25 protein-coding genes and 2 pseudogenes are annotated in these 24,739 nt (G+C 53.9%); 16 read left to right on the forward strand and 11 right to left on the reverse strand.

What is annotated here, in order from left to right; genetic code table 11:
* Positions 1 to 173 precede the first annotated feature (173 nt).
* The 3 genes from ACQG1Y_RS24100 (at position 174) to ACQG1Y_RS24110 (ending at position 1,789) form a co-directional block, all read left to right on the forward strand.
* Positions 174 to 599, forward strand: a complete 426-nt coding sequence (locus ACQG1Y_RS24100) for a hypothetical protein (RefSeq protein ID WP_000278471.1) — start codon at positions 174 to 176, stop codon at positions 597 to 599.
* Between the two features lie 548 nt (positions 600 to 1,147).
* Entirely contained in the window at positions 1,148 to 1,456 is a 309-nt protein-coding gene (locus tag ACQG1Y_RS24105; RefSeq protein ID WP_001224686.1) for a hypothetical protein, read from the forward strand.
* A gap of 15 nt (positions 1,457 to 1,471) precedes the next feature.
* The gene (locus ACQG1Y_RS24110) at positions 1,472 to 1,789 is read left to right on the forward strand and encodes a hypothetical protein (RefSeq protein ID WP_012477379.1); all 318 of its coding nucleotides are present in this window, start codon (positions 1,472 to 1,474) and stop codon (positions 1,787 to 1,789) included.
* A 181-nt stretch (positions 1,790 to 1,970) separates the two neighbouring features.
* Here ACQG1Y_RS24110 and ACQG1Y_RS24115 read toward each other — a convergent pair whose 3' ends face one another.
* From ACQG1Y_RS24115 to intI1, 4 genes are all read right to left on the reverse strand, one after another.
* A complete protein-coding gene (locus ACQG1Y_RS24115) occupies positions 1,971 to 2,975 on the reverse strand; it encodes an IS110-like element IS4321 family transposase (RefSeq protein WP_000427623.1) in 1,005 nt (334 codons plus the stop codon).
* A gap of 78 nt (positions 2,976 to 3,053) precedes the next feature.
* Positions 3,054 to 6,026 (reverse strand): Tn3 family transposase, encoded by a 2,973-nt coding sequence (locus tag ACQG1Y_RS24120; protein ID WP_001138073.1) that lies wholly within the window; start codon positions 6,024 to 6,026, stop codon positions 3,054 to 3,056.
* A gap of 2 nt (positions 6,027 to 6,028) precedes the next feature.
* Positions 6,029 to 6,586, reverse strand: a complete 558-nt coding sequence (locus ACQG1Y_RS24125; protein WP_001162012.1) for a recombinase family protein — start codon at positions 6,584 to 6,586, stop codon at positions 6,029 to 6,031.
* Between the two features lie 296 nt (positions 6,587 to 6,882).
* Complete coding sequence (gene intI1 / locus ACQG1Y_RS24130; RefSeq protein WP_000845039.1) at positions 6,883 to 7,896, reverse strand: class 1 integron integrase IntI1; 1,014 nt, start codon at positions 7,894 to 7,896, stop codon at positions 6,883 to 6,885.
* A gap of 291 nt (positions 7,897 to 8,187) precedes the next feature.
* On the opposite strand from intI1, the gene ACQG1Y_RS24135 reads away from it, so the two are divergent.
* The 12 genes and pseudogenes from ACQG1Y_RS24135 to ACQG1Y_RS24190 all read left to right on the forward strand — a co-directional run.
* Complete coding sequence (locus tag ACQG1Y_RS24135; protein ID WP_063840321.1) at positions 8,188 to 8,742, forward strand: fluoroquinolone-acetylating aminoglycoside 6'-N-acetyltransferase AAC(6')-Ib-cr5; 555 nt, start codon at positions 8,188 to 8,190, stop codon at positions 8,740 to 8,742.
* A gap of 130 nt (positions 8,743 to 8,872) precedes the next feature.
* The gene (locus ACQG1Y_RS24140; protein WP_001334766.1) at positions 8,873 to 9,703 is read left to right on the forward strand and encodes an oxacillin-hydrolyzing class D beta-lactamase OXA-1; all 831 of its coding nucleotides are present in this window, start codon (positions 8,873 to 8,875) and stop codon (positions 9,701 to 9,703) included.
* Positions 9,704 to 9,840: 137 nt separating this feature from the next.
* Positions 9,841 to 10,473, forward strand: a complete 633-nt coding sequence (locus ACQG1Y_RS24145; RefSeq protein ID WP_000186237.1) for a type B-3 chloramphenicol O-acetyltransferase CatB3 — start codon at positions 9,841 to 9,843, stop codon at positions 10,471 to 10,473.
* Positions 10,474 to 10,557: 84 nt separating this feature from the next.
* A complete protein-coding gene (locus ACQG1Y_RS24150; RefSeq protein WP_001749986.1) occupies positions 10,558 to 11,010 on the forward strand; it encodes an NAD(+)--rifampin ADP-ribosyltransferase Arr-3 in 453 nt (150 codons plus the stop codon).
* A gap of 222 nt (positions 11,011 to 11,232) precedes the next feature.
* On the forward strand, positions 11,233 to 11,580 hold the full coding sequence (locus ACQG1Y_RS24155; protein WP_000679427.1) for a quaternary ammonium compound efflux SMR transporter QacE delta 1: 348 nt from the start codon (positions 11,233 to 11,235) through the stop codon (positions 11,578 to 11,580).
* Positions 11,574 to 12,413 carry a sulfonamide-resistant dihydropteroate synthase Sul1 gene (gene sul1, locus ACQG1Y_RS24160; protein WP_000259031.1) on the forward strand — a complete coding sequence of 280 codons (840 nt, stop codon included), beginning with the start codon at positions 11,574 to 11,576 and terminating at the stop codon, positions 12,411 to 12,413. The genes ACQG1Y_RS24155 and sul1 overlap by 7 nt, the downstream gene beginning before the upstream one ends.
* A gap of 127 nt (positions 12,414 to 12,540) precedes the next feature.
* Entirely contained in the window at positions 12,541 to 13,041 is a 501-nt protein-coding gene (locus tag ACQG1Y_RS24165; protein WP_000376623.1) for a GNAT family N-acetyltransferase, read from the forward strand.
* 75 nt (positions 13,042 to 13,116) lie between these two features.
* Positions 13,117 to 13,821, forward strand: a complete 705-nt coding sequence (locus ACQG1Y_RS24170) for an IS6-like element IS26 family transposase (protein WP_001067855.1) — start codon at positions 13,117 to 13,119, stop codon at positions 13,819 to 13,821.
* Between the two features lie 5 nt (positions 13,822 to 13,826).
* Positions 13,827 to 13,967: a hypothetical protein gene (locus tag ACQG1Y_RS24175; RefSeq protein WP_001044210.1), complete on the forward strand. Its 141-nt coding sequence runs from the start codon at positions 13,827 to 13,829 to the stop codon at positions 13,965 to 13,967.
* Between the two features lie 485 nt (positions 13,968 to 14,452).
* Positions 14,453 to 15,190, forward strand: a complete 738-nt coding sequence (locus ACQG1Y_RS24180; RefSeq protein WP_001446887.1) for a recombinase family protein — start codon at positions 14,453 to 14,455, stop codon at positions 15,188 to 15,190.
* Complete coding sequence (locus tag ACQG1Y_RS24185; RefSeq protein ID WP_000743213.1) at positions 15,187 to 15,411, forward strand: hypothetical protein; 225 nt, start codon at positions 15,187 to 15,189, stop codon at positions 15,409 to 15,411. The genes ACQG1Y_RS24180 and ACQG1Y_RS24185 overlap by 4 nt, the downstream gene beginning before the upstream one ends.
* Positions 15,412 to 15,532: 121 nt before the next feature.
* A pseudogene (locus ACQG1Y_RS24190) lies at positions 15,533 to 15,637 on the forward strand (Arm DNA-binding domain-containing protein); the annotation flags it as partial.
* Positions 15,638 to 15,890: 253 nt separating this feature from the next.
* On the opposite strand, the gene ACQG1Y_RS24195 reads toward ACQG1Y_RS24190, so the two are convergent.
* The 7 genes and pseudogenes from ACQG1Y_RS24195 to ACQG1Y_RS24225 all read right to left on the reverse strand — a co-directional run bounded on the left by ACQG1Y_RS24195 (position 15,891) and on the right by ACQG1Y_RS24225 (position 24,004).
* Entirely contained in the window at positions 15,891 to 16,895 is a 1,005-nt protein-coding gene (locus ACQG1Y_RS24195; protein WP_000427619.1) for an IS110-like element IS5075 family transposase, read from the reverse strand.
* Positions 16,896 to 16,973: 78 nt separating this feature from the next.
* Positions 16,974 to 19,940, reverse strand: a complete 2,967-nt coding sequence (locus ACQG1Y_RS24200) for a Tn3 family transposase (protein WP_042863651.1) — start codon at positions 19,938 to 19,940, stop codon at positions 16,974 to 16,976.
* Positions 19,941 to 19,942: 2 nt separating this feature from the next.
* Positions 19,943 to 20,008: pseudogene (locus ACQG1Y_RS24205) on the reverse strand (helix-turn-helix domain-containing protein); the annotation flags it as partial.
* 52 nt (positions 20,009 to 20,060) lie between these two features.
* Positions 20,061 to 20,765: an IS6-like element IS26 family transposase gene (locus tag ACQG1Y_RS24210; RefSeq protein WP_001067855.1), complete on the reverse strand. Its 705-nt coding sequence runs from the start codon at positions 20,763 to 20,765 to the stop codon at positions 20,061 to 20,063.
* A gap of 11 nt (positions 20,766 to 20,776) precedes the next feature.
* Positions 20,777 to 22,666, reverse strand: coding sequence for a hypothetical protein (locus tag ACQG1Y_RS24215; RefSeq protein ID WP_426737264.1), 1,890 nt, complete (start codon positions 22,664 to 22,666; stop codon positions 20,777 to 20,779).
* A gap of 222 nt (positions 22,667 to 22,888) precedes the next feature.
* On the reverse strand, positions 22,889 to 23,242 hold the full coding sequence (locus ACQG1Y_RS24220; RefSeq protein ID WP_045340282.1) for a hypothetical protein: 354 nt from the start codon (positions 23,240 to 23,242) through the stop codon (positions 22,889 to 22,891).
* 153 nt (positions 23,243 to 23,395) lie between these two features.
* Positions 23,396 to 24,004, reverse strand: a complete 609-nt coding sequence (locus tag ACQG1Y_RS24225; protein ID WP_020833775.1) for a hypothetical protein — start codon at positions 24,002 to 24,004, stop codon at positions 23,396 to 23,398.
* Positions 24,005 to 24,197: 193 nt separating this feature from the next.
* Between ACQG1Y_RS24225 and umuD the strand changes: the two genes are divergently transcribed.
* The gene (gene umuD / locus ACQG1Y_RS24230; RefSeq protein ID WP_045340288.1) at positions 24,198 to 24,632 is read left to right on the forward strand and encodes a translesion error-prone DNA polymerase V autoproteolytic subunit; all 435 of its coding nucleotides are present in this window, start codon (positions 24,198 to 24,200) and stop codon (positions 24,630 to 24,632) included.
* The last annotated feature ends 107 nt before the right edge of the window (positions 24,633 to 24,739 follow it).

A 24,739-nucleotide genomic window follows, 5' to 3' on the forward strand; every position in this document is an offset into this window, starting at 1 on the left:
GGCTCAAGATAAAACCGAAATGAAAAGGTAAAATCCGGTGCACCAGATCTCTTAGGTTTAATACCTGAGCCGGTATACTGGCAGGCGCAGGCATGTGGGTATTATCCAGTCCATACATCTCCACACAGTGTTAACCGCAACATTTAAAGTTCAATAAGGACGGTTTCAATTTTATGTATAAAACAGCATTAGTGATGATTATCGGGATCCTCGGATGCAGTAAAGCATTTGCAGCCACTGAATTACAGCTCCAGCAAAAACGCGTTATGCAGTTCTGTGCCAACGCCAGTCTTCCATTGTTAGTTGCGGGTACAACGTACGCGAATACGTCTGACAACGGGCGACCAGAAAAAGAAAGATTGGCAATCCTGAAAAATTCAGTTGCAAGCTCGACAGCTTATAAAATGGCATCTCCCGGAGTTCAGATTGCCATGATGAGCGTGGTGGAAGATATTGCCGATCCGAAAGAATTAGCTCTACATCAAAAAGAAGTTAGACGTCTTGGGGCTAGTTATCTTTCCGACAGCGGTGTTTCATGGGCTTCAAAAACTGTTTCACCATTTACAGCCTGGTGTAACTTTAACCGTTTAGAAAGTTAAGGCTGGCAAGGCGGTTCCTGTTCAGGAAAGTTACTTTCCGTGCGGGGACCGTAAGATACAGATAAAGCTTAAGGCCTTTGAATTTCTGGAAAGCATTTGAAAATTTCATTGCGCTTGTCTGATATGAAACAGCCCCTGCATTTCTGCAAAGGCTGAAAGAGTGTGTACGGACTTTGGAAGGAGTGATGATATACGCCTGAGCCATCCCATCACCGCAGACAGGGTAATTAACCCTGACTAAAGCTTTCACCTATTCCGTCGCTCGCAAGCGGCTTTCGCACACTAACGAAGGTATGGCCTTTCGTCGGTGTTAAATTTTTCAAACTTTGCTTACTTTGTCAAGGAAGGTGACCGCAGTAGTAGGCACAACTACTTTAATCTGTATGAATAATAAGGTAGAACCGGCCAGTGAATGAATGCTTTCCCTGAAATCAGGCGGACAACCTTCAGGAATATTGATAGCAAGACTGAATCTCTCGCTGCGGCGATAAACATTTCGCCATAACCCTGAACGAGAGTGGTTCATCCATCATATACAGGAGCGTTACATGCGCAAATTTAAGTACATAATCTGTCACCAGTGCGAAGGCCACGGGACCATGGAAAACCCGGCCTTTGAAAATGGATTCACCCAATCAGAAATGGCTGAGTGGGAGCCAGAAATGCGTGAAAAGTATTTTGCCGGAGCATTTGATGTTCGCTGTGACGTTTGTGCCGGTGACGGTAAGCTCAGCGTACCAAACGTAGCGGCTATGTCTTTTTCAGAACGACGGGTTCTGGCAGCACGGCGGCGTGATGAGCGTCTTCAGGCTGCTGATGAACGGCTGTCCCGCCAGGAACGAGCAATGGGGTACTGAGGTGTTACAGCAAAGATGAAAATGACGAAGCCAAAACCGGTAAGCCGGATGAAAAGACCGTTTATTAGTGAGCTTGCAGAGCTGGGTTTATCGGGTGAAATTCTTTCAATTCGAACTGACGGCATGCAGGGGACGCTCATACCCGATCTTACCGCAGGGGTGAGTGAAGCAGGCCGTGTGAAAACCGGCAACTGGGTAATCTCTGACAAGAGAACCTTCGACCATGTCGTTCTGTGTGGGGTCGTCTCAGAAAACGGAATCTATGGTCACTCCCGTTTTTGCAACACCGATTTTGACGACAAGTTGGCTTGCTTGAATCTATCCGGCGTCTGAATGGGATTTTATTCCCGCGCCTTGATGAGTTCCGCGCCTGATGAACCTCCAGAAAATATACGGCTTCAATGAGCCTTTCCGTTTTACAGGTTCCTCAACAGGCCGGTGGGCCGTTAGTATCATCAATATCAGTATTCGCAAAACCAGATCAGTAATTCTTTAAACCGGTGTATTTCTGCCGTTATGCTACATAAGTTTGCTGTCGTGCCGTTAGGGCCCAGGCTATTCTGGCCAGCTTGTTTGCCAGAGCACAAGTGACGACAAAGTTGCTTTTCCGGCACAGTAAATCCCTGACCCAATCGGCCAATTTGCCAGACTGGTGTTCCAGTTTTTGTATGAATACCCTGGCACATTGAACCAACAAAGTTCGGATCTTTTTATTACCTCGCTTACTAATTCCCAGCAATGTCGTCCTACCTCCCGTGCTGTACTGCCGAGGTACAAGCCCTGTTGCCGCCGCAAAGTCACGGCTGCTGGCGTACTGCTTCCCGTCGCCAATCTCAGTTGAAATAGTACTCGCTGTCAGTGTTCCGACGCAGGGAATGCTCAGCAAGCGCTGTCCAACCTCATCTTCGTCCAACTTTCGTTTCAACTGGGATTCCAAATCTTTAATCTGCTCAACAAGATAGTGATAATGCTGTTGTAATTTCAGCAATAACTGGCTGAGGTAAAGAGGCAAACTATTATCCTCAAGAATGGTACTCAGTCGGCTAATAACGGCAGCTCCTCGGGGAACGCTAATGCCAAATTCCAGCAGAAAAGCATGCATTTGATTGGTTGTTTTTACCTTATCCTGAACCAGGGATTCACGGACACGATGCAGAGCCCGCATTGCCTGCTGAGATTCCGTTCTGGGCTGCACAAAACGCATAGACGGACGCGATGCAGCTTCACAAATAGCTTCGGCGTCGACAAAGTCGTTTTTATTGCTTTTAACGAACGGGCGGACAAATTGTGGTGATATCAGCTTTGGGGAATGCCCCAACTCTTCCAACTTGCGTGCCATAAAGTGAGAACCGCCACAGGCTTCCATTGCGATGGTTGTAGCGGGGCATGTCGCCAAAAATTCGATCAACTTTGGCCGGGTAAATTTTTTACGGTAAACAGCCTTCCCGCGACGATCCTGGCAATGAATATGGAAAGAGTTTTTACCCAGATCGATACCAATGAGCGCAATGTTTTCCATGATAGTTCTCCGAATGAAAGCCTGTCCTCAGCATAGTACCGGGAAGGAGGGAGTGACCATCTCATTAAATAAAGCACGCTAAGCCGGTGGCAGCGGTCGCAATGGCCTAAACTTCCCCGCACCGACCTTGGCGCTGCTGCGCCATAGGTAATCGCCGGTCAGGTTGATGTGCTCCCACCCCAGCGGCGACAGATATTGCAACAATGTGTCGTCCAGCGCCGTGCCGTTGCCACGCAAAGCACTGGTGGCACGCTCCAGATATACCGTGTTCCACAACACGATGGCCGCCGTCACCAGATTGAGGCCGCTGGCCCGGTAGCGCTGCTGCTCAAAACTGCGGTCGCGGATTTCACCCAATCGGTAGAAGAAGACCGCCCTGGCCAGCGCGTTGCGCGCCTCGCCCTTATTCAGCCCCGCATGGACGCGGCGGCGCAGCTCCACGCTTTGCAGCCAATCCAAAATGAACAGCGTGCGCTCGATGCGCCCCAGCTCGCGCAACGCCACGGCCAAGCCGTTCTGGCGCGGGTAGCTGCCGAGTTTGCGCAGCATCAGCGAAGCCGTTACCGTGCCTTGCTTGATGGAGGTGGCCAGCCGCAGAATTTCATCCCAATGGGCGCGTATTTGCTTGATGTTCAGCCTGTCGCTGCTAATCATCGGCTTGAGCGCGTCATAGGCGGCATCGCCCTTGGGGATGAATAGCTTGGTTTCGCCCAAGTCACGGATACGCGGCGCGAAGCGAAATCCCAGCAAATGCATCAAGCCAAACACGTGATCGGTGAAGCCTGCCGTGTCGGTGTAGTGTTCCTCGATGCGCAAGTCCGACTCGTGGTACAGCAGGCCATCAAGCACGTAAGTTGAATCACGAATGCCCACGTTGACCACCTTGGCACTGAAGGGCGCGTACTGGTCGGAGATATGGGTGTAGAAAGTCCGTCCTGGACTGCTTCCATACTTCGGGTTGATATGACCAGTGCTTTCTGCTTTGCTGCCGGTTCTGAAGTTCTGGCCGTCCGACGATGACGTGGTGCCGTCACCCCAGTTGCCGGCGAAGGGTTGCCGAAACTGCGCATTCACCAGCTCGGCCAGCGCCGTCGAATAGGTTTCATCGCGGATGTGCCAGGCTTGCAGCCAAGACAGCTTGGCGTAGGTGGTGCCAGGGCAGGACTCGGCCATTTTGGTCAGACCCAGGTTGATCGCGTCGGCCAGGATCGTCGTCAACAGCAAGGTTTTGTCCTTGGCCGTGTCGCTGGTCTTCAGGTGTGTGAAGTGGCGGGTGAAGCCCGTCCATTCATCGACCTCCATCAGCAACTCGGTGATTTTGAGGTGCGGCAGCAGCATAGCTGTCTGGTCGATCATGGCTTGCGCGGCGTCTGGTACTGCCGCGTCCAGCGGCGTGATCTTCAGGCCTGACGCGGTGGTGATGATGGCATCCGGTAAGTCGTTGGCCGCAGCCATGCGGTTGACTGTGGCGAGTTGCGCCTCCAACAATTCCAACCGGTCATGCAGGTATTGGTCGCAGTCGGTGGCCACTGCCAGCGGCAATTCGCTGGCCAGCTTCAAAGTGGCGAACTTCTCGACCGGCACCAGGTATTCGTCGAAGTCCTTGAACTGGCGAGAACCCTGCACCCAGACATCACCGGAGCGCAGCGCGTTCTTCAGCTCCGACAGGGCGCATAACTCGTAGTAACGCCGGTCGATGCCGTCGTCGGTCAGAACCAGCTTTGCCCAGCGCGGCTTGATGAATGCGGTTGGCGCATCGGCGGGCACCTTGCGCGCGCTGTCGCTGTTCATGCCGCGCAGCATGTCGATGGCATCGAGCACACCCTTGGCGGCGGGCGCAGCCCGCAATTTGAGCACGCCCAGGAACTGCGGCGCGTAGCGGCGTAGCGTGGCATAGCTTTCACCGATGTGGTGCAGGAAATCAAAGTCGGCAGGCCGCGCCAATGTTTGCGCTTCGGTGACGCTGGCGGCGAAGGTGTCCCAGGGCATAACGGCCTCGATGGCGGCGAACGGATCGCTGCCGCTTTGCTTGGCCTCAATCAACGCTTGACCGATGCGCCCATACATCCGCACCTTGTCGTTGATCGCCTTGCCGGAAGCCTGGAACTGCTGCTGATGCTTGTTCTTGGCCGCGTTGAACAGCTTGCCGATGATGCGATCGTGAAGGTCGATGATTTCATCGGTGACGGTGGCCATGCCTTCGATGGCCAGCGCTACCAGCGTGGCATAGCGTCGTTGCACCTCGAACTTTGCCAGATCAGCAGGCGTCATCTGGCCACCTTCACGAGCGATTTTGAGCAGGCGGTTCTGGTGAACCTGCCGCTCGATGCCTGCGGGCAGATCAAGTGCTTGCCAGGATTTCAGGCGCTCAATATGTTCGAGCATGTGGCGAGAGTTCGGTTTGGCAGGCGACTGGCGCAGCCATGCCAGCCACGTCACTTTACTGCCGTCCTTGCGCTTGAGAAGTTCGTCCAGGCGCTGACGGTGGGGTGATAACAAAGAATCGGTCAGCGCCGCGTAAATGCGTCGGTTGGCACGGGTGATGGCCTCGGCGCTTGCGCGCTCGATGGCATTCATGGCGGGCAGGATAATGCTCTGCCGCCGCAGATTCTCGACAAGTGCGCTCGCCAGCACGATGCCTTTGTCGGTCTGCAAGGCCAGCTCGGTCAATGTATGCACGGCTTGCCGATAGTGGCTCATGGTGAAGGGCTTGAACCCAAAAACCGTTTGCAGCTCGACCAAGTGCTCCCGCCGTGTCTGTTCGCGCTGGCCGTACTCGCTCCAACTTTCCACTGGCATCTTGAGTTGCGCGGCCACCATGCGCAACAGGGGCGGAAACGGAGGCTCATCGACGCCCAAAAAGGTGCCAGGGAATCGCAAGTAGCAAAGCTGCACAGCGAAGCCCAATCGATTCGCGGCGCCGCGACGCTGACGGATCACCGACAGGTCGGTTTCGTTGAACGTGTAGTGCCGTATCAGTTCGTCTTTGGCATCTGGCAGTGCCAGCAGGCTTTCGCGCTCGGTGGCGGACAGGATTGAGCGGCGTGGCATGGTCAGTCTTCCCGCAGGTACTGGTACAAGGTTTCGCGGCTGATGCCGAAGTCACGGGCCACCAAGGTTTTTTGGTCGCCTGCCGCAACTCGCCGTTTCAACTCGGCAATTTGTTCGCTGTTCAGCGATTTCTTTCGTCCCCGGTAGGCACCGCGCTGCTTGGCCAGCACGATTCCCTCGCGCTGACGTTCGCGGATCAGGGCGCGCTCGAACTCAGCGAAGGCTCCCATGACCGACAGCATCAGATTGGCCATCGGTGAGTCCTCGCCGGTGAACTTCAGCCCTTCTTTGACGAACTCCATGCGCACGCCCCGTTGTGTCAGCCCTTGGACGATGCGGCGCAGGTCATCAAGGTTGCGTGCCAGCCTGTCCATGCTATGCACCACCACGGTGTCGCCCTCGCGGACGAAGGCCAGCAGCCTTTCCAGCTCGGGACGCTGGGTGTCCTTGCCAGAAGCCTTGTCGGTGAACACCCGCGCCACCTGAACACCCTCCAATTGCCGTTCCGGGTTCTGGTCGAAGCTGCTGACGCGGACATAGCCGATGCGTTGACCTTGCAAGATGCCTCCAAAGGCAAAAGTGTCAGGATGAAATCTATTACCTTTGACGGAATATGTCAATCAATAGGAAATTTAACTCTATTCTGACATCGTTTGTCGTTTTCAGAAGACGGCTGCACTGAACGTCAGAAGCCGACTGCACTATAGCAGCGGAGGGGTTGGATCCATCAGGCAACGACGGGCTGCTGCCGGCCATCAGCGGACGCAGGGAGGACTTTCCGCAACCGGCCGTTCGATGCGGCACCGATGGCCTTCGCGCAGGGGTAGTGAATCCGCCAGGATTGACTTGCGCTGCCCTACCTCTCACTAGTGAGGGGCGGCAGCGCATCAAGCGGTGAGCGCACTCCGGCACCGCCAACTTTCAGCACATGCGTGTAAATCATCGTCGTAGAGACGTCGGAATGGCCGAGCAGATCCTGCACGGTTCGAATGTCGTAACCGCTGCGGAGCAAGGCCGTCGCGAACGAGTGGCGGAGGGTGTGCGGTGTGGCGGGCTTCGTGATGCCTGCTTGTTCTACGGCACGTTTGAAGGCGCGCTGAAAGGTCTGGTCATACATGTGATGGCGACGCACGACACCGCTCCGTGGATCGGTCGAATGCGTGTGCTGCGCAAAAACCCAGAACCACGGCCAGGAATGCCCGGCGCGCGGATACTTCCGCTCAAGGGCGTCGGGAAGCGCAACGCCGCTGCGGCCCTCGGCCTGGTCCTTCAGCCACCATGCCCGTGCACGCGACAGCTGCTCGCGCAGGCTGGGTGCCAAGCTCTCGGGTAACATCAAGGCCCGATCCTTGGAGCCCTTGCCCTCCCGCACGATGATCGTGCCGTGATCGAAATCCAGATCCTTGACCCGCAGTTGCAAACCCTCACTGATCCGCATGCCCGTTCCATACAGAAGCTGGGCGAACAAACGATGCTCGCCTTCCAGAAAACCGAGGATGCGAACCACTTCATCCGGGGTCAGCACCACCGGCAAGCGCCGCGACGGCCGAGGTCTTCCGATCTCCTGAAGCCAGGGCAGATCCGTGCACAGCACCTTGCCGTAGAAGAACAGCAAGGCCGCCAATGCCTGACGATGCGTGGAGACCGAAACCTTGCGCTCGTTCGCCAGCCAGGACAGAAATGCCTCGACTTCGCTGCTGCCCAAGGTTGCCGGGTGACGCACACCGTGGAAACGGATGAAGGCACGAACCCAGTGGACATAAGCCTGTTCGGTTGGTAAGCTGTAATGCAAGTAGCGTATGCGCTCACGCAACTGGTCCAGAACCTTGACCGAACGCAGCGGTGGTAACGGCGCAGTGGCGGTTTTCATGGCTTGTTATGACTGTTTTTTTGTACAGTCTATGCCTCGGGCATCCAAGCAGCAAGCGCGTTACGCCGTGGGTCGATGTTTGATGTTATGGAGCAGCAACGATGTTACGCAGCAGGGCAGTCGCCCTAAAACAAAGTTAGATGCACTAAGCACATAATTGCTCACAGCCAAACTATCAGGTCAAGTCTGCTTTTATTATTTTTAAGCGTGCATAATAAGCCCTACACAAATTGGGAGTTAGACATCATGAGCAACGCAAAAACAAAGTTAGGCATCACAAAGTACAGCATCGTGACCAACAGCAACGATTCCGTCACACTGCGCCTCATGACTGAGCATGACCTTGCGATGCTCTATGAGTGGCTAAATCGATCTCATATCGTCGAGTGGTGGGGCGGAGAAGAAGCACGCCCGACACTTGCTGACGTACAGGAACAGTACTTGCCAAGCGTTTTAGCGCAAGAGTCCGTCACTCCATACATTGCAATGCTGAATGGAGAGCCGATTGGGTATGCCCAGTCGTACGTTGCTCTTGGAAGCGGGGACGGAAGGTGGGAAGAAGAAACCGATCCAGGAGTACGCGGAATAGACCAGTTACTGGCGAATGCATCACAACTGGGCAAAGGCTTGGGAACCAAGCTGGTTCGAGCTCTGGTTGAGTTGCTGTTCAATGATCCCGAGGTCACCAAGATCCAAACGGACCCGTCGCCGAGCAACTTGCGAGCGATCCGATGCTACGAGAAAGCGGGGTTTGAGAGGCAAGGTACCGTAACCACCCCATATGGTCCAGCCGTGTACATGGTTCAAACACGCCAGGCATTCGAGCGAACACGCAGTGATGCCTAACCCTTCCATCGAGGGGGACGTCCAAGGGCTGGCGCCCTTGGCCGCCCCTCATGTCAAACGTTGGGCGAACCCGGAGCCTCATTAATTGTTAGCCGTTAAAATTAAGCCCTTTACCAAACCAATACTTATTATGAAAAACACAATACATATCAACTTCGCTATTTTTTTAATAATTGCAAATATTATCTACAGCAGCGCCAGTGCATCAACAGATATCTCTACTGTTGCATCTCCATTATTTGAAGGAACTGAAGGTTGTTTTTTACTTTACGATGCATCCACAAACGCTGAAATTGCTCAATTCAATAAAGCAAAGTGTGCAACGCAAATGGCACCAGATTCAACTTTCAAGATCGCATTATCACTTATGGCATTTGATGCGGAAATAATAGATCAGAAAACCATATTCAAATGGGATAAAACCCCCAAAGGAATGGAGATCTGGAACAGCAATCATACACCAAAGACGTGGATGCAATTTTCTGTTGTTTGGGTTTCGCAAGAAATAACCCAAAAAATTGGATTAAATAAAATCAAGAATTATCTCAAAGATTTTGATTATGGAAATCAAGACTTCTCTGGAGATAAAGAAAGAAACAACGGATTAACAGAAGCATGGCTCGAAAGTAGCTTAAAAATTTCACCAGAAGAACAAATTCAATTCCTGCGTAAAATTATTAATCACAATCTCCCAGTTAAAAACTCAGCCATAGAAAACACCATAGAGAACATGTATCTACAAGATCTGGATAATAGTACAAAACTGTATGGGAAAACTGGTGCAGGATTCACAGCAAATAGAACCTTACAAAACGGATGGTTTGAAGGGTTTATTATAAGCAAATCAGGACATAAATATGTTTTTGTGTCCGCACTTACAGGAAACTTGGGGTCGAATTTAACATCAAGCATAAAAGCCAAGAAAAATGCGATCACCATTCTAAACACACTAAATTTATAAAAAATCTAATGGCAAAATCGCCCAACCCTTCAATCAAGTCGGGACGGCCAAAAGCAAGCTTTTGGCTCCCCTCGCTGGCGCTCGGCGCCCCTTATTTCAAACGTTAGACGGCAAAGTCACAGACCGCGGGATCTCTTATGACCAACTACTTTGATAGCCCCTTCAAAGGCAAGCTGCTTTCTGAGCAAGTGAAGAACCCCAATATCAAAGTTGGGCGGTACAGCTATTACTCTGGCTACTATCATGGGCACTCATTCGATGACTGCGCACGGTATCTGTTTCCGGACCGTGATGACGTTGATAAGTTGATCATCGGTAGTTTCTGCTCTATCGGGAGTGGGGCTTCCTTTATCATGGCTGGCAATCAGGGGCATCGGTACGACTGGGCATCATCTTTCCCGTTCTTTTATATGCAGGAAGAACCTGCATTCTCAAGCGCACTCGATGCCTTCCAAAAAGCAGGTAATACTGTCATTGGCAATGACGTTTGGATCGGCTCTGAGGCAATGGTCATGCCCGGAATCAAGATCGGGCACGGTGCGGTGATAGGCAGCCGCTCGTTGGTGACAAAAGATGTGGAGCCTTACGCTATCGTTGGCGGCAATCCCGCTAAGAAGATTAAGAAACGCTTCACCGATGAGGAAATTTCATTGCTTCTGGAGATGGAGTGGTGGAATTGGTCACTGGAGAAGATCAAAGCGGCAATGCCCATGCTGTGCTCGTCTAATATTGTTGGCCTGCACAAGTATTGGCTCGAGTTTGCCGTCTAACAATTCAATCAAGCCGATGCCGCTTCGCGGCACGGCTTATTTCAGGCGTTATGCAGCCAAATCCCAACAATTAAGGGTCTTAAAATGGTAAAAGATTGGATTCCCATCTCTCATGATAATTACAAGCAGGTGCAAGGACCGTTCTATCATGGAACCAAAGCCAATTTGGCGATTGGTGACTTGCTAACCACAGGGTTCATCTCTCATTTCGAGGACGGTCGTATTCTTAAGCACATCTACTTTTCAGCCTTGATGGAGCCAGCAGTTTGGGGAGCTGAACTTGCTATGTCACTGTCTGGCCTCGAGGGTCGCGGCTACATATACATAGTTGAGCCAACAGGACCGTTCGAAGACGATCCGAATCTTACGAACAAAAGATTTCCCGGTAATCCAACACAGTCCTATAGAACCTGCGAACCCTTGAGAATTGTTGGCGTTGTTGAAGACTGGGAGGGGCATCCTGTTGAATTAATAAGGGGAATGTTGGATTCGTTGGAGGACTTAAAGCGCCGTGGTTTACACGTCATTGAAGACTAGTCCTTTGCATAACAAAGCCATCAAACCGGACGCCAGAGATTCCGCGCCTGTTGCGCATGGCTTCGCCATTTTATGCGCAATAGGCGCGCCACCCTGTCGCCGTTTATGGCGGCGTTAGATGCACTAAGCACATAATTGCTCACAGCCAAACTATCAGGTCAAGTCTGCTTTTATTATTTTTAAGCGTGCATAATAAGCCCTACACAAATTGGGAGATATATCATGAAAGGCTGGCTTTTTCTTGTTATCGCAATAGTTGGCGAAGTAATCGCAACATCCGCATTAAAATCTAGCGAGGGCTTTACTAAGCTTGCCCCTTCCGCCGTTGTCATAATCGGTTATGGCATCGCATTTTATTTTCTTTCTCTGGTTCTGAAATCCATCCCTGTCGGTGTTGCTTATGCAGTCTGGTCGGGACTCGGCGTCGTCATAATTACAGCCATTGCCTGGTTGCTTCATGGGCAAAAGCTTGATGCGTGGGGCTTTGTAGGTATGGGGCTCATAATTGCTGCCTTTTTGCTCGCCCGATCCCCATCGTGGAAGTCGCTGCGGAGGCCGACGCCATGGTGACGGTGTTCGGCATTCTGAATCTCACCGAGGACTCCTTCTTCGATGAGAGCCGGCGGCTAGACCCCGCCGGCGCTGTCACCGCGGCGATCGAAATGCTGCGAGTCGGATCAGACGTCGTGGATGTCGGACCGGCCGCCAGCCATCCGGACGCGAGGCCTGTATCGCCGGCCGATGAGATCAGACGTATTGCGCCGCTCTTAGACGCCCTGTCCGATCAGATGCACCGTGTTTCAATCGACAGCTTCCAACCGGAAACCCAGCGCTATGCGCTCAAGCGCGGCGTGGGCTACCTGAACGATATCCAAGGATTTCCTGACCCTGCGCTCTATCCCGATATTGCTGAGGCGGACTGCAGGCTGGTGGTTATGCACTCAGCGCAGCGGGATGGCATCGCCACCCGCACCGGTCACCTTCGACCCGAAGACGCGCTCGACGAGATTGTGCGGTTCTTCGAGGCGCGGGTTTCCGCCTTGCGACGGAGCGGGGTCGCTGCCGACCGGCTCATCCTCGATCCGGGGATGGGATTTTTCTTGAGCCCCGCACCGGAAACATCGCTGCACGTGCTGTCGAACCTTCAAAAGCTGAAGTCGGCGTTGGGGCTTCCGCTATTGGTCTCGGTGTCGCGGAAATCCTTCTTGGGCGCCACCGTTGGCCTTCCTGTAAAGGATCTGGGTCCAGCGAGCCTTGCGGCGGAACTTCACGCGATCGGCAATGGCGCTGACTACGTCCGCACCCACGCGCCTGGAGATCTGCGAAGCGCAATCACCTTCTCGGAAACCCTCGCGAAATTTCGCAGTCGCGACGCCAGAGACCGAGGGTTAGATCATGCCTAGCATTCACCTTCCGGCCGCCCGCTAGCGGACCCTGGTCAGGTTCCGCGAAGGTGGGCGCAGACATGCTGGGCTCGTCAGGATCAAACTGCACTATGAGGCGGCGGTTCATACCGCGCCAGGGGAGCGAATGGACAGCGAGGAGCCTCCGAACGTTCGGGTCGCCTGCTCGGGTGATATCGACGAGGTTGTGCGGCTGATGCACGACGCTGCGGCGTGGATGTCCGCCAAGGGAACGCCCGCCTGGGACGTCGCGCGGATCGACCGGACATTCGCGGAGACCTTCGTCCTGAGATCCGAGCTCCTAGTCGCGAGTTGCAGCGACGGCATCGTCGGCTGTTGCACCTTGTCGGCCGAGGATCCCGAGTTCTGGCCCGACGCCCTCAAGGGGGAGGCCGCATATCTGCACAAGCTCGCGGTGCGACGGACACATGCGGGCCGGGGTGTCAGCTCCGCGCTGATCGAGGCTTGCCGCCATGCCGCGCGAACGCAGGGGTGCGCCAAGCTGCGGCTCGACTGCCACCCGAACCTGCGTGGCCTATACGAGCGGCTCGGATTCACCCACGTCGACACTTTCAATCCCGGCTGGGATCCAACCTTCATCGCAGAACGCCTAGAACTCGAAATCTAACGTCCGTTCGGGGGCACTGTTGCAAATAGTCGGTGGTGATAAACTTATCATCCCCTTTTGCTGATGGAGCTGCACATGAACCCATTCAAAGGCCGGCATTTTCAGCGTGACATCATTCTGTGGGCCGTACGCTGGTACTGCAAATACGGCATCAGTTACCGTGAGCTGCAGGAGATGCTGGCTGAACGCGGAGTGAATGTCGATCACTCCACGATTTACCGCTGGGTTCAGCGTTATGCGCCTGAAATGGAAAAACGGCTGCGCTGGTACTGGCGTAACCCTTCCGATCTTTGCCCGTGGCACATGGATGAAACCTACGTGAAGGTCAATGGCCGCTGGGCGTATCTGTACCGGGCCGTCGACAGCCGGGGCCGCACTGTCGATTTTTATCTCTCCTCCCGTCGTAACAGCAAAGCTGCATACCGGTTTCTGGGTAAAATCCTCAACAACGTGAAGAAGTGGCAGATCCCGCGATTCATCAACACGGATAAAGCGCCCGCCTATGGTCGCGCGCTTGCTCTGCTCAAACGCGAAGGCCGGTGCCCGTCTGACGTTGAACACCGACAGATTAAGTACCGGAACAACGTGATTGAATGCGATCATGGCAAACTGAAACGGATAATCGGCGCCACGCTGGGATTTAAATCCATGAAGACGGCTTACGCCACCATCAAAGGTATTGAGGTGATGCGTGCACTACGCAAAGGCCAGGCCTCAGCATTTTATTATGGTGATCCCCTGGGCGAAATGCGCCTGGTAAGCAGAGTTTTTGAAATGTAAGGCCTTTGAATAAGACAAAAGGCTGCCTCATCGCTAACTTTGCAACAGTGCCGCGCGACGAGCAGCAGCACCAGGAGCAGAAGCACGTCGAGAAAAAGCAACAGCAGATCGAGCAGCGCCCACGGCGGGCCGCTCGCATCGGATAAGTCGAAAAATCCGGCTAAAGTGGCCGAGCTGCACATCAGGCCGCGCGGTTTTCCTCCCTGATCGCCGGCGCGGTTTCTTCCTCCCTGAACCGCATGCAGACTTGCCGCCTCGGACACCCCGAGGCGGTTTTTTTTCGCCTCGCTCGAGCATCGCCGCATCCGACGATGCCGAGACGACCAGGCCGCGCACGTCGAGCTGCAGCATCGCCATTGCCGACGATGGCACCAGGTCGCCGGCGGTGGCCACCGACCTCGAGCTCGCATCGCCACATCCGACGATGCGCGCCGGCGTCGACCATCGCCAGGTCTGACGATGGCGGCCGCCCTGCCCTGGATCTCGCATCGCCATTTCTGGCGATGAGATCCACGGAGCGGCCATTTAGACCCGCCAATAACGACCCGGCCAAGATAAATCGCATGACGGCCTTTTTGGCCGGGGGTAGCATGACCGGACACTTTGCGTATGCCCAAAGGAGCCCGCAAGTATGCGCAGGACGAAGCCAGTAGCCGCGCCGATGGTGGCGCGGGTCTATCTGCGCGTCAGCACCGACGCGCAGGACTTGGAACGCCAAGAGGCGATCACTACGGCCGCGAAGGCCGCCGGCTACTACGTCGCCGGCATCTACCGTGAGAAGGCATCCGGCGCACGCGCCGACCGGCCTGAGCTGCTGCGCATGATCGGCGACCTACAGCCCGGCGAGGTGGTCATTGCCGAGAAGATCGACCGCATCAGCCGCCTACCTTTGCCCGAGGCCGAGCGCCTGGTGGCCTCGATACAGGCCAAAGGCGCAAGCCTGGCCGTCCCTGGCGTGGTCGATCTATCCGACCTGGCGGCCGAGGCCCAGGGCGTCGCCAAGATCGTGCTGGAAGCCGTGCAGATCATGCTTTTTCGCCTGGCCTTGCAGATGGCCCGCGACGACTACGAGGACAGGCGCGAACGCCAGCGCCAAGGCATTGAGTTGGCCCGCCAGGCCGGGCGGTACAAGGGCCGCCGTGCTGATCCGAAGCGCCGCGCCCAAGTTGTCGCGCTGCGCAAGTCCGGCTACAGCATCAACAAGACCGCCGAGCTGGCCGGGTACAGTGCGGCCCAGGTGAAACGGATATGGGCCGAGGTCAGCCAGGCCGAAGCGAAGCAGCACGGCGCGTTCGTGGAGGACGCATTGACGGAAGCCGATGCCCTGGCCGCTGTCGGCCAGGATGAGCGCCAGGAGGAAAGGGCATGAAGAAGCCGAACCAAGACGACGAGCCGTTTTTCATCACCGAGGAGATTGCGGCCGAAATGATCGCCGGCGGCTATGAGTTCGAGCTGCCGCCCATTCCTTGCACCATCCGCCTACGCGACGTGCTGGAGCGCATGACCGATGCTGAGCTAGCATTGCAGCCGGGCGAGATCGCCGACCAGGAGCGTGAACGCTGCCGGCGCAAGCCGTGTTCAACCTCATGATCTGGTCATGGTATTTTTCATGGCACTGAGCCTGATAGTTCTTGCAAATTGTTGTCACTAAAGGGTTTTGTGTGCTTGTTTACAATCGAGTGGGTATCGGAGACGAAGAAGGACAAGGTACATGCTGACCGATACCAAGCTGCGCAATCTCAAGCCCAGGGACAAACTCTACAAAGTGAATGACCGGGAAGGTCTCTATGTGGGGGTCGCCTCAGAAAACGGAATCTATGGTCACTCCCGTTTTTGCAACACCGATTTTGACGACAAGTTGGCTTGCTTGAATCTATCCGGCGTCTGAATGGGATTTTATTCCCGCGCCTCGATGAGTTCCGCGCCTGATGAACCTCCAGAAAATATACGGCTTCAATGAGCCTTTCCGTTTTACAGGTTCCTCAACAGGCCGGTGGGCCGTTAGTATCATCAATATCAGTATTCGCAAAACCAGATGAATGATTGTTTAAACTGGTGTATTTCTGCCTTTATGCTTCGTAAGTTTGCTGTCGCGCCGTCAGTGCCCAGGCTATTCTGGCCAGCTTGTTTGCCAGAGCACAGGTGACGACAAAGTTGCTTTTCCGACACAACAACTCCCTGACCCAGTCGGCCAACTTGCCAGACTGGTGTTCCAGTTTTTGTATGAATACCCTGGCACACTGAACCAACAAAGTTCGGATCTTTTTGTTGCCCCGCTTGCTAATCCCTAACAATGTCGTCCGACCTCCCGTGCTGTACTGTCGGGGTACCAGCCCTGTTGCCGCCGCAAAGTCACGGCTGCTGGCGTACTGCTTCCCGTCGCCAATCTCAGTTGAAATAGTACTGGCAGTCAGCGTTCCAACGCAGGGAATACTCAGCAAGCGCTGTCCAACCTCATCTTCGTCCAACTTTCGTTTCAACTGAGATTCCAGATCTTTAATCTGCTCAACAAGATAGTGATAATGCTGTTGTAATTTCAGCAGTAACTGGCTGAGATAAAGAGGCAAACTACTGTCCTCAAGAAGGGTACTCAGTCGACTAATAACGGCAGCACCTCGCGGAACGCTGATACCAAATTCCAGCAGAAAAGCATGCATCTGATTAGTTGTTTTCACCTTATCCTGAACCAGGGATTCACGGACACGATGCAGAGCTCGCATTGCCTGCTGAGATTCGGTTCTGGGCTGCACGAAACGCATAGATGGACGTGATGCTGCTTCACAGATAGCTTCAGCATCAACGAAGTCATTTTTGTTGCTTTTAACGAATGGGCGGACAAATTGCGGTGATATCAGCTTTGGAAAATGCCCTAACTCTTCCAGCTTGCGTGCCATAAAGTGAGAACCGCCACAGGCTTCCATCGCGATGGTTGTTGCCGGGCATGTCGCCAGAAATTCGATTAGCTTTGGTCGGGTGAATTTTTTACGGTAAACGGCCTTCCCACGATGATCCTGACAATGAATATGGAAAGAGTTCTTACCCAGATCGATACCAATAAGCGCAATGTTTTCCATGATGGTTCTCCGAATGAAAGCCTGTCCTCAGCATAGTACTGGGAAGGAGGGAGTGACCATCTCATTAAATAAAGCACGCTAAGCCGGTTGCAGCGGTCGTAGCGGCCTGAACTTGCCCGCGCCGATCTTGGCGCTGCTGCGCCAGAGGTAATCGCCGGTGAGGTTGATGTGCTCCCAACCGAGCGGCGACAGGTACTGCAACAGCGCGTCATCAATGGCATGGCCGTTGCCACGCAGCGCGTGCGCAGCCCGTTCCAGATAGACCGTGTTCCACAACACGACGGCAGCCGTTACCAGATTGAGGCCGCTAGCCCGGTAGCGCTGCTGCTCGAAACTGCGGTCGCGGATTTCACCCAGGCGGTTGAAAAACACTGCCCTGGCCAGCGCATTGCGCGCCTCGCCCTTGTTCAGGCCGGCATGCACGCGGCGGCGCAGTTCCACGCTTTGCAGCCAGTCCAGGATGAACAGCGTGCGCTCGATGCGGCCCAGCTCGCGGAGCGCCACGGCCAGGCCGTTCTGGCGTGGGTAGCTGCCGAGCTTTCGGAGCATCAGGGAGGCCGTCACCGTGCCCTGCTTGATCGAGGTGGCCAGCCGCAGGATTTCGTCCCAATGGGCGCGGACGTGCTTGATGTTGAGCGTGCCGCCGATCATGGGTTTCAGCGCGTCATAGGCGGCGTCGCCCTTCGGGATGTAGAGCTTGGTGTCGCCCAGGTCGCGGATGCGCGGCGCGAAGCGGAAGCCCAGGAGGTGCATCAGGGCGAAGACGTGATCGGTGAAGCCCGCCGTGTCGGTGTAATGCTCCTCGATCCGCAAGTCGGACTCGTGGTACAGCAGGCCGTCGAGCACGTAGGTCGAATCGCGCACGCCGACGTTCACGACCTTGGTGTGAAATGGCGCGTACTGGTCAGAAATGTGGGTGTAGAACGTCCGCCCTGGGCTGCTCCCGTATTTCGGGTTGATGTGGCCGGTGCTCTCGGCCTTGCTGCCGGTGCGGAAGTTCTGGCCGTCCGACGATGAGGTGGTGCCGTCGCCCCAGTGCTCGGCGAAGGGATGGCGGAACTGTGCGTTGACCAGATCGGCCAGCGCCGCCCCGTAGGTTTCGTCGCGGATGTGCCAGGCTTGCAGCCAAGCCAGCTTGGCGTAGGTCGTGCCGGGGCAAGACTCCGCCATCTTGGTCAGGCCCAGGTTGATCGCGTCGGCGAGGATCGTGGTCAGCAACAGGTTCTTGTCTTTGGCCGGGTCGCCCGATTTCAGATGCGCGAAATGCCGAGTGAAGCCCGTCCATTCGTCCACCTCCAGCAGCAGTTCGGTGATCTTGACGTGCGGCAGGATCATTGCCGTCTGGTCGATCAGCGCTTGGGCGGTGTCGGGTACCGCCGCGTCGAGCGGCGTGATCTTCAAGCCTGACTCGGTGATGATGGCGTCCGGCAGCTCGTTGGCCGTCGCCATACGGTTGACGGTGGCAAGCTGTGTTTCCAGCAGCGTCAGCCGGTCGTTCAGGTACCGGTTGCAGTCGGTGGCCACGGCCAGCGGCAATTCGCTGGCCTGCTTGAGGCTGGCGAATTTCGCGGGCGGCACCAGGTAGTCCTCGAAGTCCTTGAACTGGCGCGACCCCTGCACCCAGATGTCGCCGGAACGCAACGCGTTCTTCATCTCCGACAGCGCGCACAGTTCGTAGTAGCGCCGGTCGATGCCGGTGTCGGTCATGACCAGCTTCTGCCAGCGCGGCTTGATGAACTCGGTCGGCGCGTCGGCGGGCACCTTGCGGGCGTTGTCGCTGTTCATGCCGCGCAGCACCTCGATGGCGTCGAGCACGTCCTTCGCGGCGGGAGCGGCCCGCAGCTTGAGCACGGCAAGGAATTCCGGCGCGTAGCGGCGCAGCGTGGCGTAGCTTTCGCCGATGCGGTGCAGGAAATCGAAGTCCTCGGGCTGCGCAAGCTTCTGCGCTTCGGTGACGCTCTCGGCGAAGGCATCCCAGGACATGACGGCCTCGATGGCGGCGAACGGATCGCGGCCCGCCTGCTTGGCCTCGATCAGCGCCTGGCCGATGCGGCCGAACAGCCGCACCTTGGCGTTGATCGCCTTGCCGGACGCCTGGAATTGCTGCTGATGCTTGTTCTTGGCGGCGTTGAACAGCTTGCCCAGGATGCGGTCGTGCAGGTCGATGATTTCGTCGGTGACGGTGGCCATGCCCTCGATGGCAAGCGCCACCAGGGTGGCATAGCGTCGCTGCGCCTCGAACTTGGCCAGGTCGGCGGGCGTCATCTGGCCACCCTCACGGGCGATCTTGAGCAGGCGGTTCTGGTGCACCGACCGCTCGATGCCAGAAGGCAGGTCGAGCGCCTGCCACGCTTTGAGGCGTTCGATGTGTTCCAGCATGTGCCGCGAATTCGGTTTGACGGGCGATTGGCGCAGCCAGGCCAGCCAGGTCGTTTTGCCGTTGTCCCGACGCTTGAGCAGATCGTCGAGGCGGCGGCGATGCGCGTCCGACAGCGGTTCGGCCAAGGCATCGTAGATGCGCCGGTTGGCGCGGGTGATTGCTTCGGCGCTCGCCCGCTCGACGGCGTTGAGGGCAGGCAGAATGACCGACTGCTGCCGCAGGTGCTCGATCAAGGTGCTGGCCAGCACGATGCCCTTGTCGGTCTGCAAGGCCATCTCGGTCAGCAACTGGACGGCCTGCCGGTAGTGGCCCATGGTAAAGGGCTGGAAGCCGAACACCGTTTGCAGTTCGACCAGGTGCTCGCGCCGGGTCTGCTCCCGCTGCCCGTATTCGTCCCAGCTTTCGACGCTGACCTTGAGCTGGTCGGCGACCAGTTTCAACAAGGGCGGAAACGGCGGCTCATCGACGCCCAGGATGACACCAGGAAAGCGCAGGTAACAGAGCTGCACGGCGAAGCCCAGCCGGTTGGCCGGGCCGCGCCGCTGCCGGATGATGGAGAGGTCGGTTTCGCTGAACGTGTAGTGACGGATCAACTCATCCTTGGTGTCCGGCAACGCCAGCAGGCTTTCGCGCTCGGCGGCGGACAGGATTGAACGACGTGGCATATTTACTGATCCGTTCTCAAGTATTGATACAGGGTTTCGCGACTGATTCCGAATTCACGAGCCAGCTTGGCACTGTTGCAAAGTTAGCGATGAGGCAGCCTTTTGTCTTATTCAAAGGCCTTACATTTCAAAAACTCTGCTTACCAGGCGCATTTCGCCCAGGGGATCACCATAATAAAATGCTGAGGCCTGGCCTTTGCGTAGTGCACGCATCACCTCAATACCTTTGATGGTGGCGTAAGCCGTCTTCATGGATTTAAATCCCAGCGTGGCGCCGATTATCCGTTTCAGTTTGCCATGATCGCATTCAATCACGTTGTTCCGGTACTTAATCTGTCGGTGTTCAACGTCAGACGGGCACCGGCCTTCGCGTTTGAGCAGAGCAAGCGCGCGACCATAGGCGGGCGCTTTATCCGTGTTGATGAATCGCGGGATCTGCCACTTCTTCACGTTGTTGAGGATTTTACCCAGAAACCGGTATGCAGCTTTGCTGTTACGACGGGAGGAGAGATAAAAATCGACAGTGCGGCCCCGGCTGTCGACGGCCCGGTACAGATACGCCCAGCGGCCATTGACCTTCACGTAGGTTTCATCCATGTGCCACGGGCAAAGATCGGAAGGGTTACGCCAGTACCAGCGCAGCCGTTTTTCCATTTCAGGCGCATAACGCTGAACCCAGCGGTAAATCGTGGAGTGATCGACATTCACTCCGCGTTCAGCCAGCATCTCCTGCAGCTCACGGTAACTGATGCCGTATTTGCAGTACCAGCGTACGGCCCACAGAATGATGTCACGCTGAAAATGCCGGCCTTTGAATGGGTTCATGTGCAGCTCCATCAGCAAAAGGGGATGATAAGTTTATCACCACCGACTATTTGCAACAGTGCCAATTTACGTCTTTGAATGTACCATTCGAGCTCCTCCGCTTTAATGGTATCCATGCACAGGAAACCCAGCTCAGCATCATTCCGGGTGGACTGCCGAAACAGAGATAAATTCACCTTACAATTGAAGTCTCGATCCGTTGAGTATCGTTTGACGGTTACGTTGACACATACATCTTCACCCTGTCGGAATGCAATAACCGGCTCATAGTTTTTATGGGTTCTCCCAAGCCATTTATAGCCAGAGTAGCTATTGTCTTCCTGCACTGCTCCTGGTGCTGTCACTGGGTTCATCAACGAATCCCAGTTGCACATTACCCGGGATCCGGACTGAAGGCATGAATTTGCCTGTTCGAGATAACTTTGCAGGGACGGCCGTGTCTCAGCCATACCCAAAAGGCCAGAACCGTCTTTGTCGTGCAGAAACTGGAAGTACCGTTCCTGGAACTCAAGGCTCAGAAAACTGTAAGGGGTATTGGTGTCATAGAAATCACCAAATAGTTTGAGCCGGTGATCGAGGCCGCAGATAAGGATCAGGAAACGACGGTAGTGAAGTGCCATAAGATCATGCTGCTTCAGTCGGTCGGTATAACTGACGTCCTCAAACTTTATGGTGCTGCCATCAATCCCCTGGAAATGTGCTTCCTGTTCGCTGGCGGAAGGGAATAGCTGCGAAGCCCCAAGATGGCTTTCTACCGAAGAGTAAACCTGATGAATATTTTGACCGTCCCGGATCAGAAGGAATACAACTCGGTTCCTGTCATTGCGGACATGATTTTCCCAAGGATCGCGGTAATCGATATAACGTCGTGTTGTGGCCATACATACGATGGAACGTTCGGACGGAAAAATCTGCTCCACCAGCCCGGGGCTGGTTCGTAAAGTTTCATGAAATTTTTCCATATCAGAGAAGTCGAACCAGCTATCGAGATCGCACCATACGGCCAGCTCTTCATCCACCATCAGCTTTGCCTGAACGACCTGGAGCGGGAGGTGTGATGGAGCGGATTCACCCTTCACGATATTCACTACCTCAACGTCTTTGCCGGTATACAGTTCCAGACTGCCAACGCCATCGTGGATTTTCTTCACATATTCCATGGCTTCTTCTGTAGTGGCCAGACTTGCCGCTGCAACTTCCTCGAAATAGGGCAGCATTCTTTTGCTGGCATTAGCGATTGCCTGCGTTCGTTGTGTGATGATTTTGCTGATAGCTGTGCTGATCTGCCCTTCTTTTAAGGCCGCTTCTCTGATTTGTTCAATGCGGGTATCTGAAATACCAGAGGACAGAGCATTTTGAACTGATCCAATTGCCAGTGAGGTTACCGCCTGCTGCTCTTGTGGGGGCACTAACGCAACGCTAAGGCCCGTCACAGGGTTTTCACGGTCATCTGTACCTAATTGCTCAATCGCAAGGTCACGGAGCCCCTGAGCATCGCTCACGAGGGCTGTAAGCGATGCCTGTAGGCTATTCACTTCTTCCTGAGCTTGTCTGAGTTCAGCATCCCGGATTACCTTATGGTCGGGTTCAAATACAAAACTGGACAGAAAATCCTTAACCAGGAAGCGATGCTCTCGCATTTCTTTGCCACGTTCCCTACGGTTGCCGCTGCTGTCTTCAGTGACAATAGCAACAGTCTGACCGTAAACGCGGGGATGGGCGCGTAGAATTACTGTGTGCAGCTTATCTTCAACGTAACGCAAAGACGTAATGAGCAGCGTATCCCCTGCCACAATACCCTCTTCAGGGATGCTGTCAGTGGACGTCCAGTACTGACCCGCCAGCAAAGAATGAAATCGCTCTAAACGGTCAATGTTATTTTTGCTGACCAGGTCACCCATATACCTTTCCTTCCAGATTCGTATGTTAGGTGAATCATACCAGATTGCACTTACCGTCTAATAACTCAAAAAACACCAACTTCGGCATTCACTAGAAATGAATCCGTCCACTATTATTCATTAATTAAATAGATTCTTAGATATGAATAGCGCATTGCTTTTAAAGCAGGTTTCGCAAAGGGTTAAAAAAGGCTTCTTAAGTGAAGCCTTTAATAATAAATGCTACTTATCTTCAGAGGGATACATTTCCCAGTATTTATTACGTACATTAACAAGGCAATGGTCTGCTGTTTCTGAAGCGCCTTTGTCGCGGTTTACAAAGGCTTCTGCAACTTCATCCAACTTATCCGGTACCGTATTTAATGGTAATGCCTGCTTCAGGTTGGTGGTTACCAGTTCCTTTGCTTTATCATGATTAAGTTCAGTTCGGATGCTTGCATCTTTACACATCTCATCAACCTTACCATCAAGAATAATGTTTGGGATAGGTTCGTTTTCAACTTTATGTGTAGTATTAGCAGAGGAGCCAAAAGCGACTGACATCATCGCACACAGCAGAATATTTTTTAATTTCATAGTTCACTCCATTATGACTATTGATATCTACTTATGAAGTATTAGTTATATCATGTTTGCCGTCAAAACATAGAACCCACTGTTTTGACTTTAAACATATCATGCTACAACGTTTTTTTGCACGTGACTTTAGTAGGCATGATTTATGAGGTTTCAGCAGGACGTCAGATTGTTGTCGATCCAGTATTGATGCAAGCCTACCGTCCATTTCTTCGATAAGGCCGAAAGTAAAAGCGCTAAACCACAGCAGTTACCAGGAGTAAAAATTCGTATGGGATCTGGAGAACCGACTTTAACACTCATAATGAACTCCAGAATGTTGCCATGGCATAGACTATTTCTAAGCCTGACGATATCTGCTTCAGGTTTTTTACCAGCGTCTATCTTTGCCAACATATTCTTCTCGGCTGGAAATGACAGTAATTCTATCGGCATCCCTTCCTGCTTAGCCTTTCGCATTAAAGCGTTACTCATTACTGACGTACCATCTAAGTCCACCAGTACAGGAACTGACTGCTGAACGTTAACAGTTGATTTCAACTTCAGCGTAACCCTGAGTGATGTTTCGATCCCATTTAGAAAGCTCGTACAGGCCGGTAACCATAGACCGTGATGCAGCGCCTCGGTTGCTTGTTTAAAAAACCAGTCAATCACGGGGACAGTGCAATGCTCATAATAGTGATTTACCTCGCTGAACCTTGCCATATAAGCATCGTACTCAGCCTGGTCTTCAGGAGATAAAAAATTTGGTGGGAGGGGCATCAGAATCCTTTCATCCTTGCTTGTACACCTTCTTCGCAGGCCAGCTCGCCATTATCGGTAAAAGATGGTTTTTGGAGTTTATGATGAAGCTTAATTTGTCGCCAGGCTCGATAGCGTTACCGGAGAGATTTGATCTTTTCTCTGCAACTCGCAATACTGTTTATACATACAGTATAAAAATTCGAGAGTAGCTATGTCTGTTATCCTTGAGCACATTAGCAACAAGCCTTACGAAATGGCACCTTTTTTCAGTGATTTACTGAGCTGTGGAGTGATGAGTCCGTGCGCCGGGCATGAAGATAATGAATTAAATTTGCATGAATATGTAGTCCGTAACCGCCCCTCAACCTTTTTTGTCAGGGCGGCGGGCCTCAGTATGATCAATGCCGGTATCAATGATGGAGCAATACTGGTTGTGGATCGCTCTTTAACAGCACGACACGGCTCTATCGTCGTTGCGCTGGTGGATGGAGAGTTTACGGTAAAAATCTTACACACGTATCCTGAGCTGCTTTTGATGCCTTCTAATCCAGCCTGTAAGCCGATACGTGTAAATCCCGAATCCCTTGAGATATGGGGCGTCGTCACCTTTGCACTGAATCAGTTCAGCCATGTACATGCACGTTGATATTAACGGAGCCTATGCGGCATTTGAGTGTGCGATGGATCCCAAGCTGTCAAAAAAGTGCCGGTGTCAATTCTTTCGCGCAAATCAAGAAGGACTTGAAACCGTAT

Origin of the sequence: Enterobacter cloacae complex sp. 397G4 (assembly GCF_050031515.1) — a bacterium.
Taxonomy (GTDB): domain Bacteria; phylum Pseudomonadota; class Gammaproteobacteria; order Enterobacterales; family Enterobacteriaceae; genus Enterobacter; species Enterobacter hormaechei_C.

Bases quoted from the DNA above. Each gene is read 5' to 3' on its own strand.
- ACQG1Y_RS24215 (WP_426737264.1), bottom strand. From the start codon at position 22,666: ATGGGTGACCTGGTCAGCAAAAATAACATTGACCGTTTAGAGCGATTT.
- ACQG1Y_RS24220 (WP_045340282.1), bottom strand. From the start codon at position 23,242: ATGAAATTAAAAAATATTCTGCTGTGTGCGATGATGTCAGTCGCTTTT.
- ACQG1Y_RS24140 (WP_001334766.1), top strand. From the start codon at position 8,873: ATGAAAAACACAATACATATCAACTTCGCTATTTTTTTAATAATTGCA.
- sul1 (WP_000259031.1), top strand. From the start codon at position 11,574: ATGGTGACGGTGTTCGGCATTCTGAATCTCACCGAGGACTCCTTCTTC.
- ACQG1Y_RS24105 (WP_001224686.1), top strand. From the start codon at position 1,148: ATGCGCAAATTTAAGTACATAATCTGTCACCAGTGCGAAGGCCACGGG.
- ACQG1Y_RS24180 (WP_001446887.1), top strand. From the start codon at position 14,453: ATGCGCAGGACGAAGCCAGTAGCCGCGCCGATGGTGGCGCGGGTCTAT.
- ACQG1Y_RS24165 (WP_000376623.1), top strand. From the start codon at position 12,541: ATGGACAGCGAGGAGCCTCCGAACGTTCGGGTCGCCTGCTCGGGTGAT.
- ACQG1Y_RS24200 (WP_042863651.1), bottom strand. From the start codon at position 19,940: ATGCCACGTCGTTCAATCCTGTCCGCCGCCGAGCGCGAAAGCCTGCTG.
- ACQG1Y_RS24100 (WP_000278471.1), top strand. From the start codon at position 174: ATGTATAAAACAGCATTAGTGATGATTATCGGGATCCTCGGATGCAGT.
- ACQG1Y_RS24115 (WP_000427623.1), bottom strand. From the start codon at position 2,975: ATGGAAAACATTGCGCTCATTGGTATCGATCTGGGTAAAAACTCTTTC.
- ACQG1Y_RS24210 (WP_001067855.1), bottom strand. From the start codon at position 20,765: ATGAACCCATTCAAAGGCCGGCATTTTCAGCGTGACATCATTCTGTGG.
- ACQG1Y_RS24195 (WP_000427619.1), bottom strand. From the start codon at position 16,895: ATGGAAAACATTGCGCTTATTGGTATCGATCTGGGTAAGAACTCTTTC.
- ACQG1Y_RS24120 (WP_001138073.1), bottom strand. From the start codon at position 6,026: ATGCCACGCCGCTCAATCCTGTCCGCCACCGAGCGCGAAAGCCTGCTG.
- intI1 (WP_000845039.1), bottom strand. From the start codon at position 7,896: ATGAAAACCGCCACTGCGCCGTTACCACCGCTGCGTTCGGTCAAGGTT.
- ACQG1Y_RS24145 (WP_000186237.1), top strand. From the start codon at position 9,841: ATGACCAACTACTTTGATAGCCCCTTCAAAGGCAAGCTGCTTTCTGAG.
- ACQG1Y_RS24170 (WP_001067855.1), top strand. From the start codon at position 13,117: ATGAACCCATTCAAAGGCCGGCATTTTCAGCGTGACATCATTCTGTGG.
- ACQG1Y_RS24185 (WP_000743213.1), top strand. From the start codon at position 15,187: ATGAAGAAGCCGAACCAAGACGACGAGCCGTTTTTCATCACCGAGGAG.
- ACQG1Y_RS24150 (WP_001749986.1), top strand. From the start codon at position 10,558: ATGGTAAAAGATTGGATTCCCATCTCTCATGATAATTACAAGCAGGTG.
- umuD (WP_045340288.1), top strand. From the start codon at position 24,198: ATGTCTGTTATCCTTGAGCACATTAGCAACAAGCCTTACGAAATGGCA.
- ACQG1Y_RS24225 (WP_020833775.1), bottom strand. From the start codon at position 24,004: ATGCCCCTCCCACCAAATTTTTTATCTCCTGAAGACCAGGCTGAGTAC.
- ACQG1Y_RS24110 (WP_012477379.1), top strand. From the start codon at position 1,472: ATGAAAATGACGAAGCCAAAACCGGTAAGCCGGATGAAAAGACCGTTT.
- ACQG1Y_RS24155 (WP_000679427.1), top strand. From the start codon at position 11,233: ATGAAAGGCTGGCTTTTTCTTGTTATCGCAATAGTTGGCGAAGTAATC.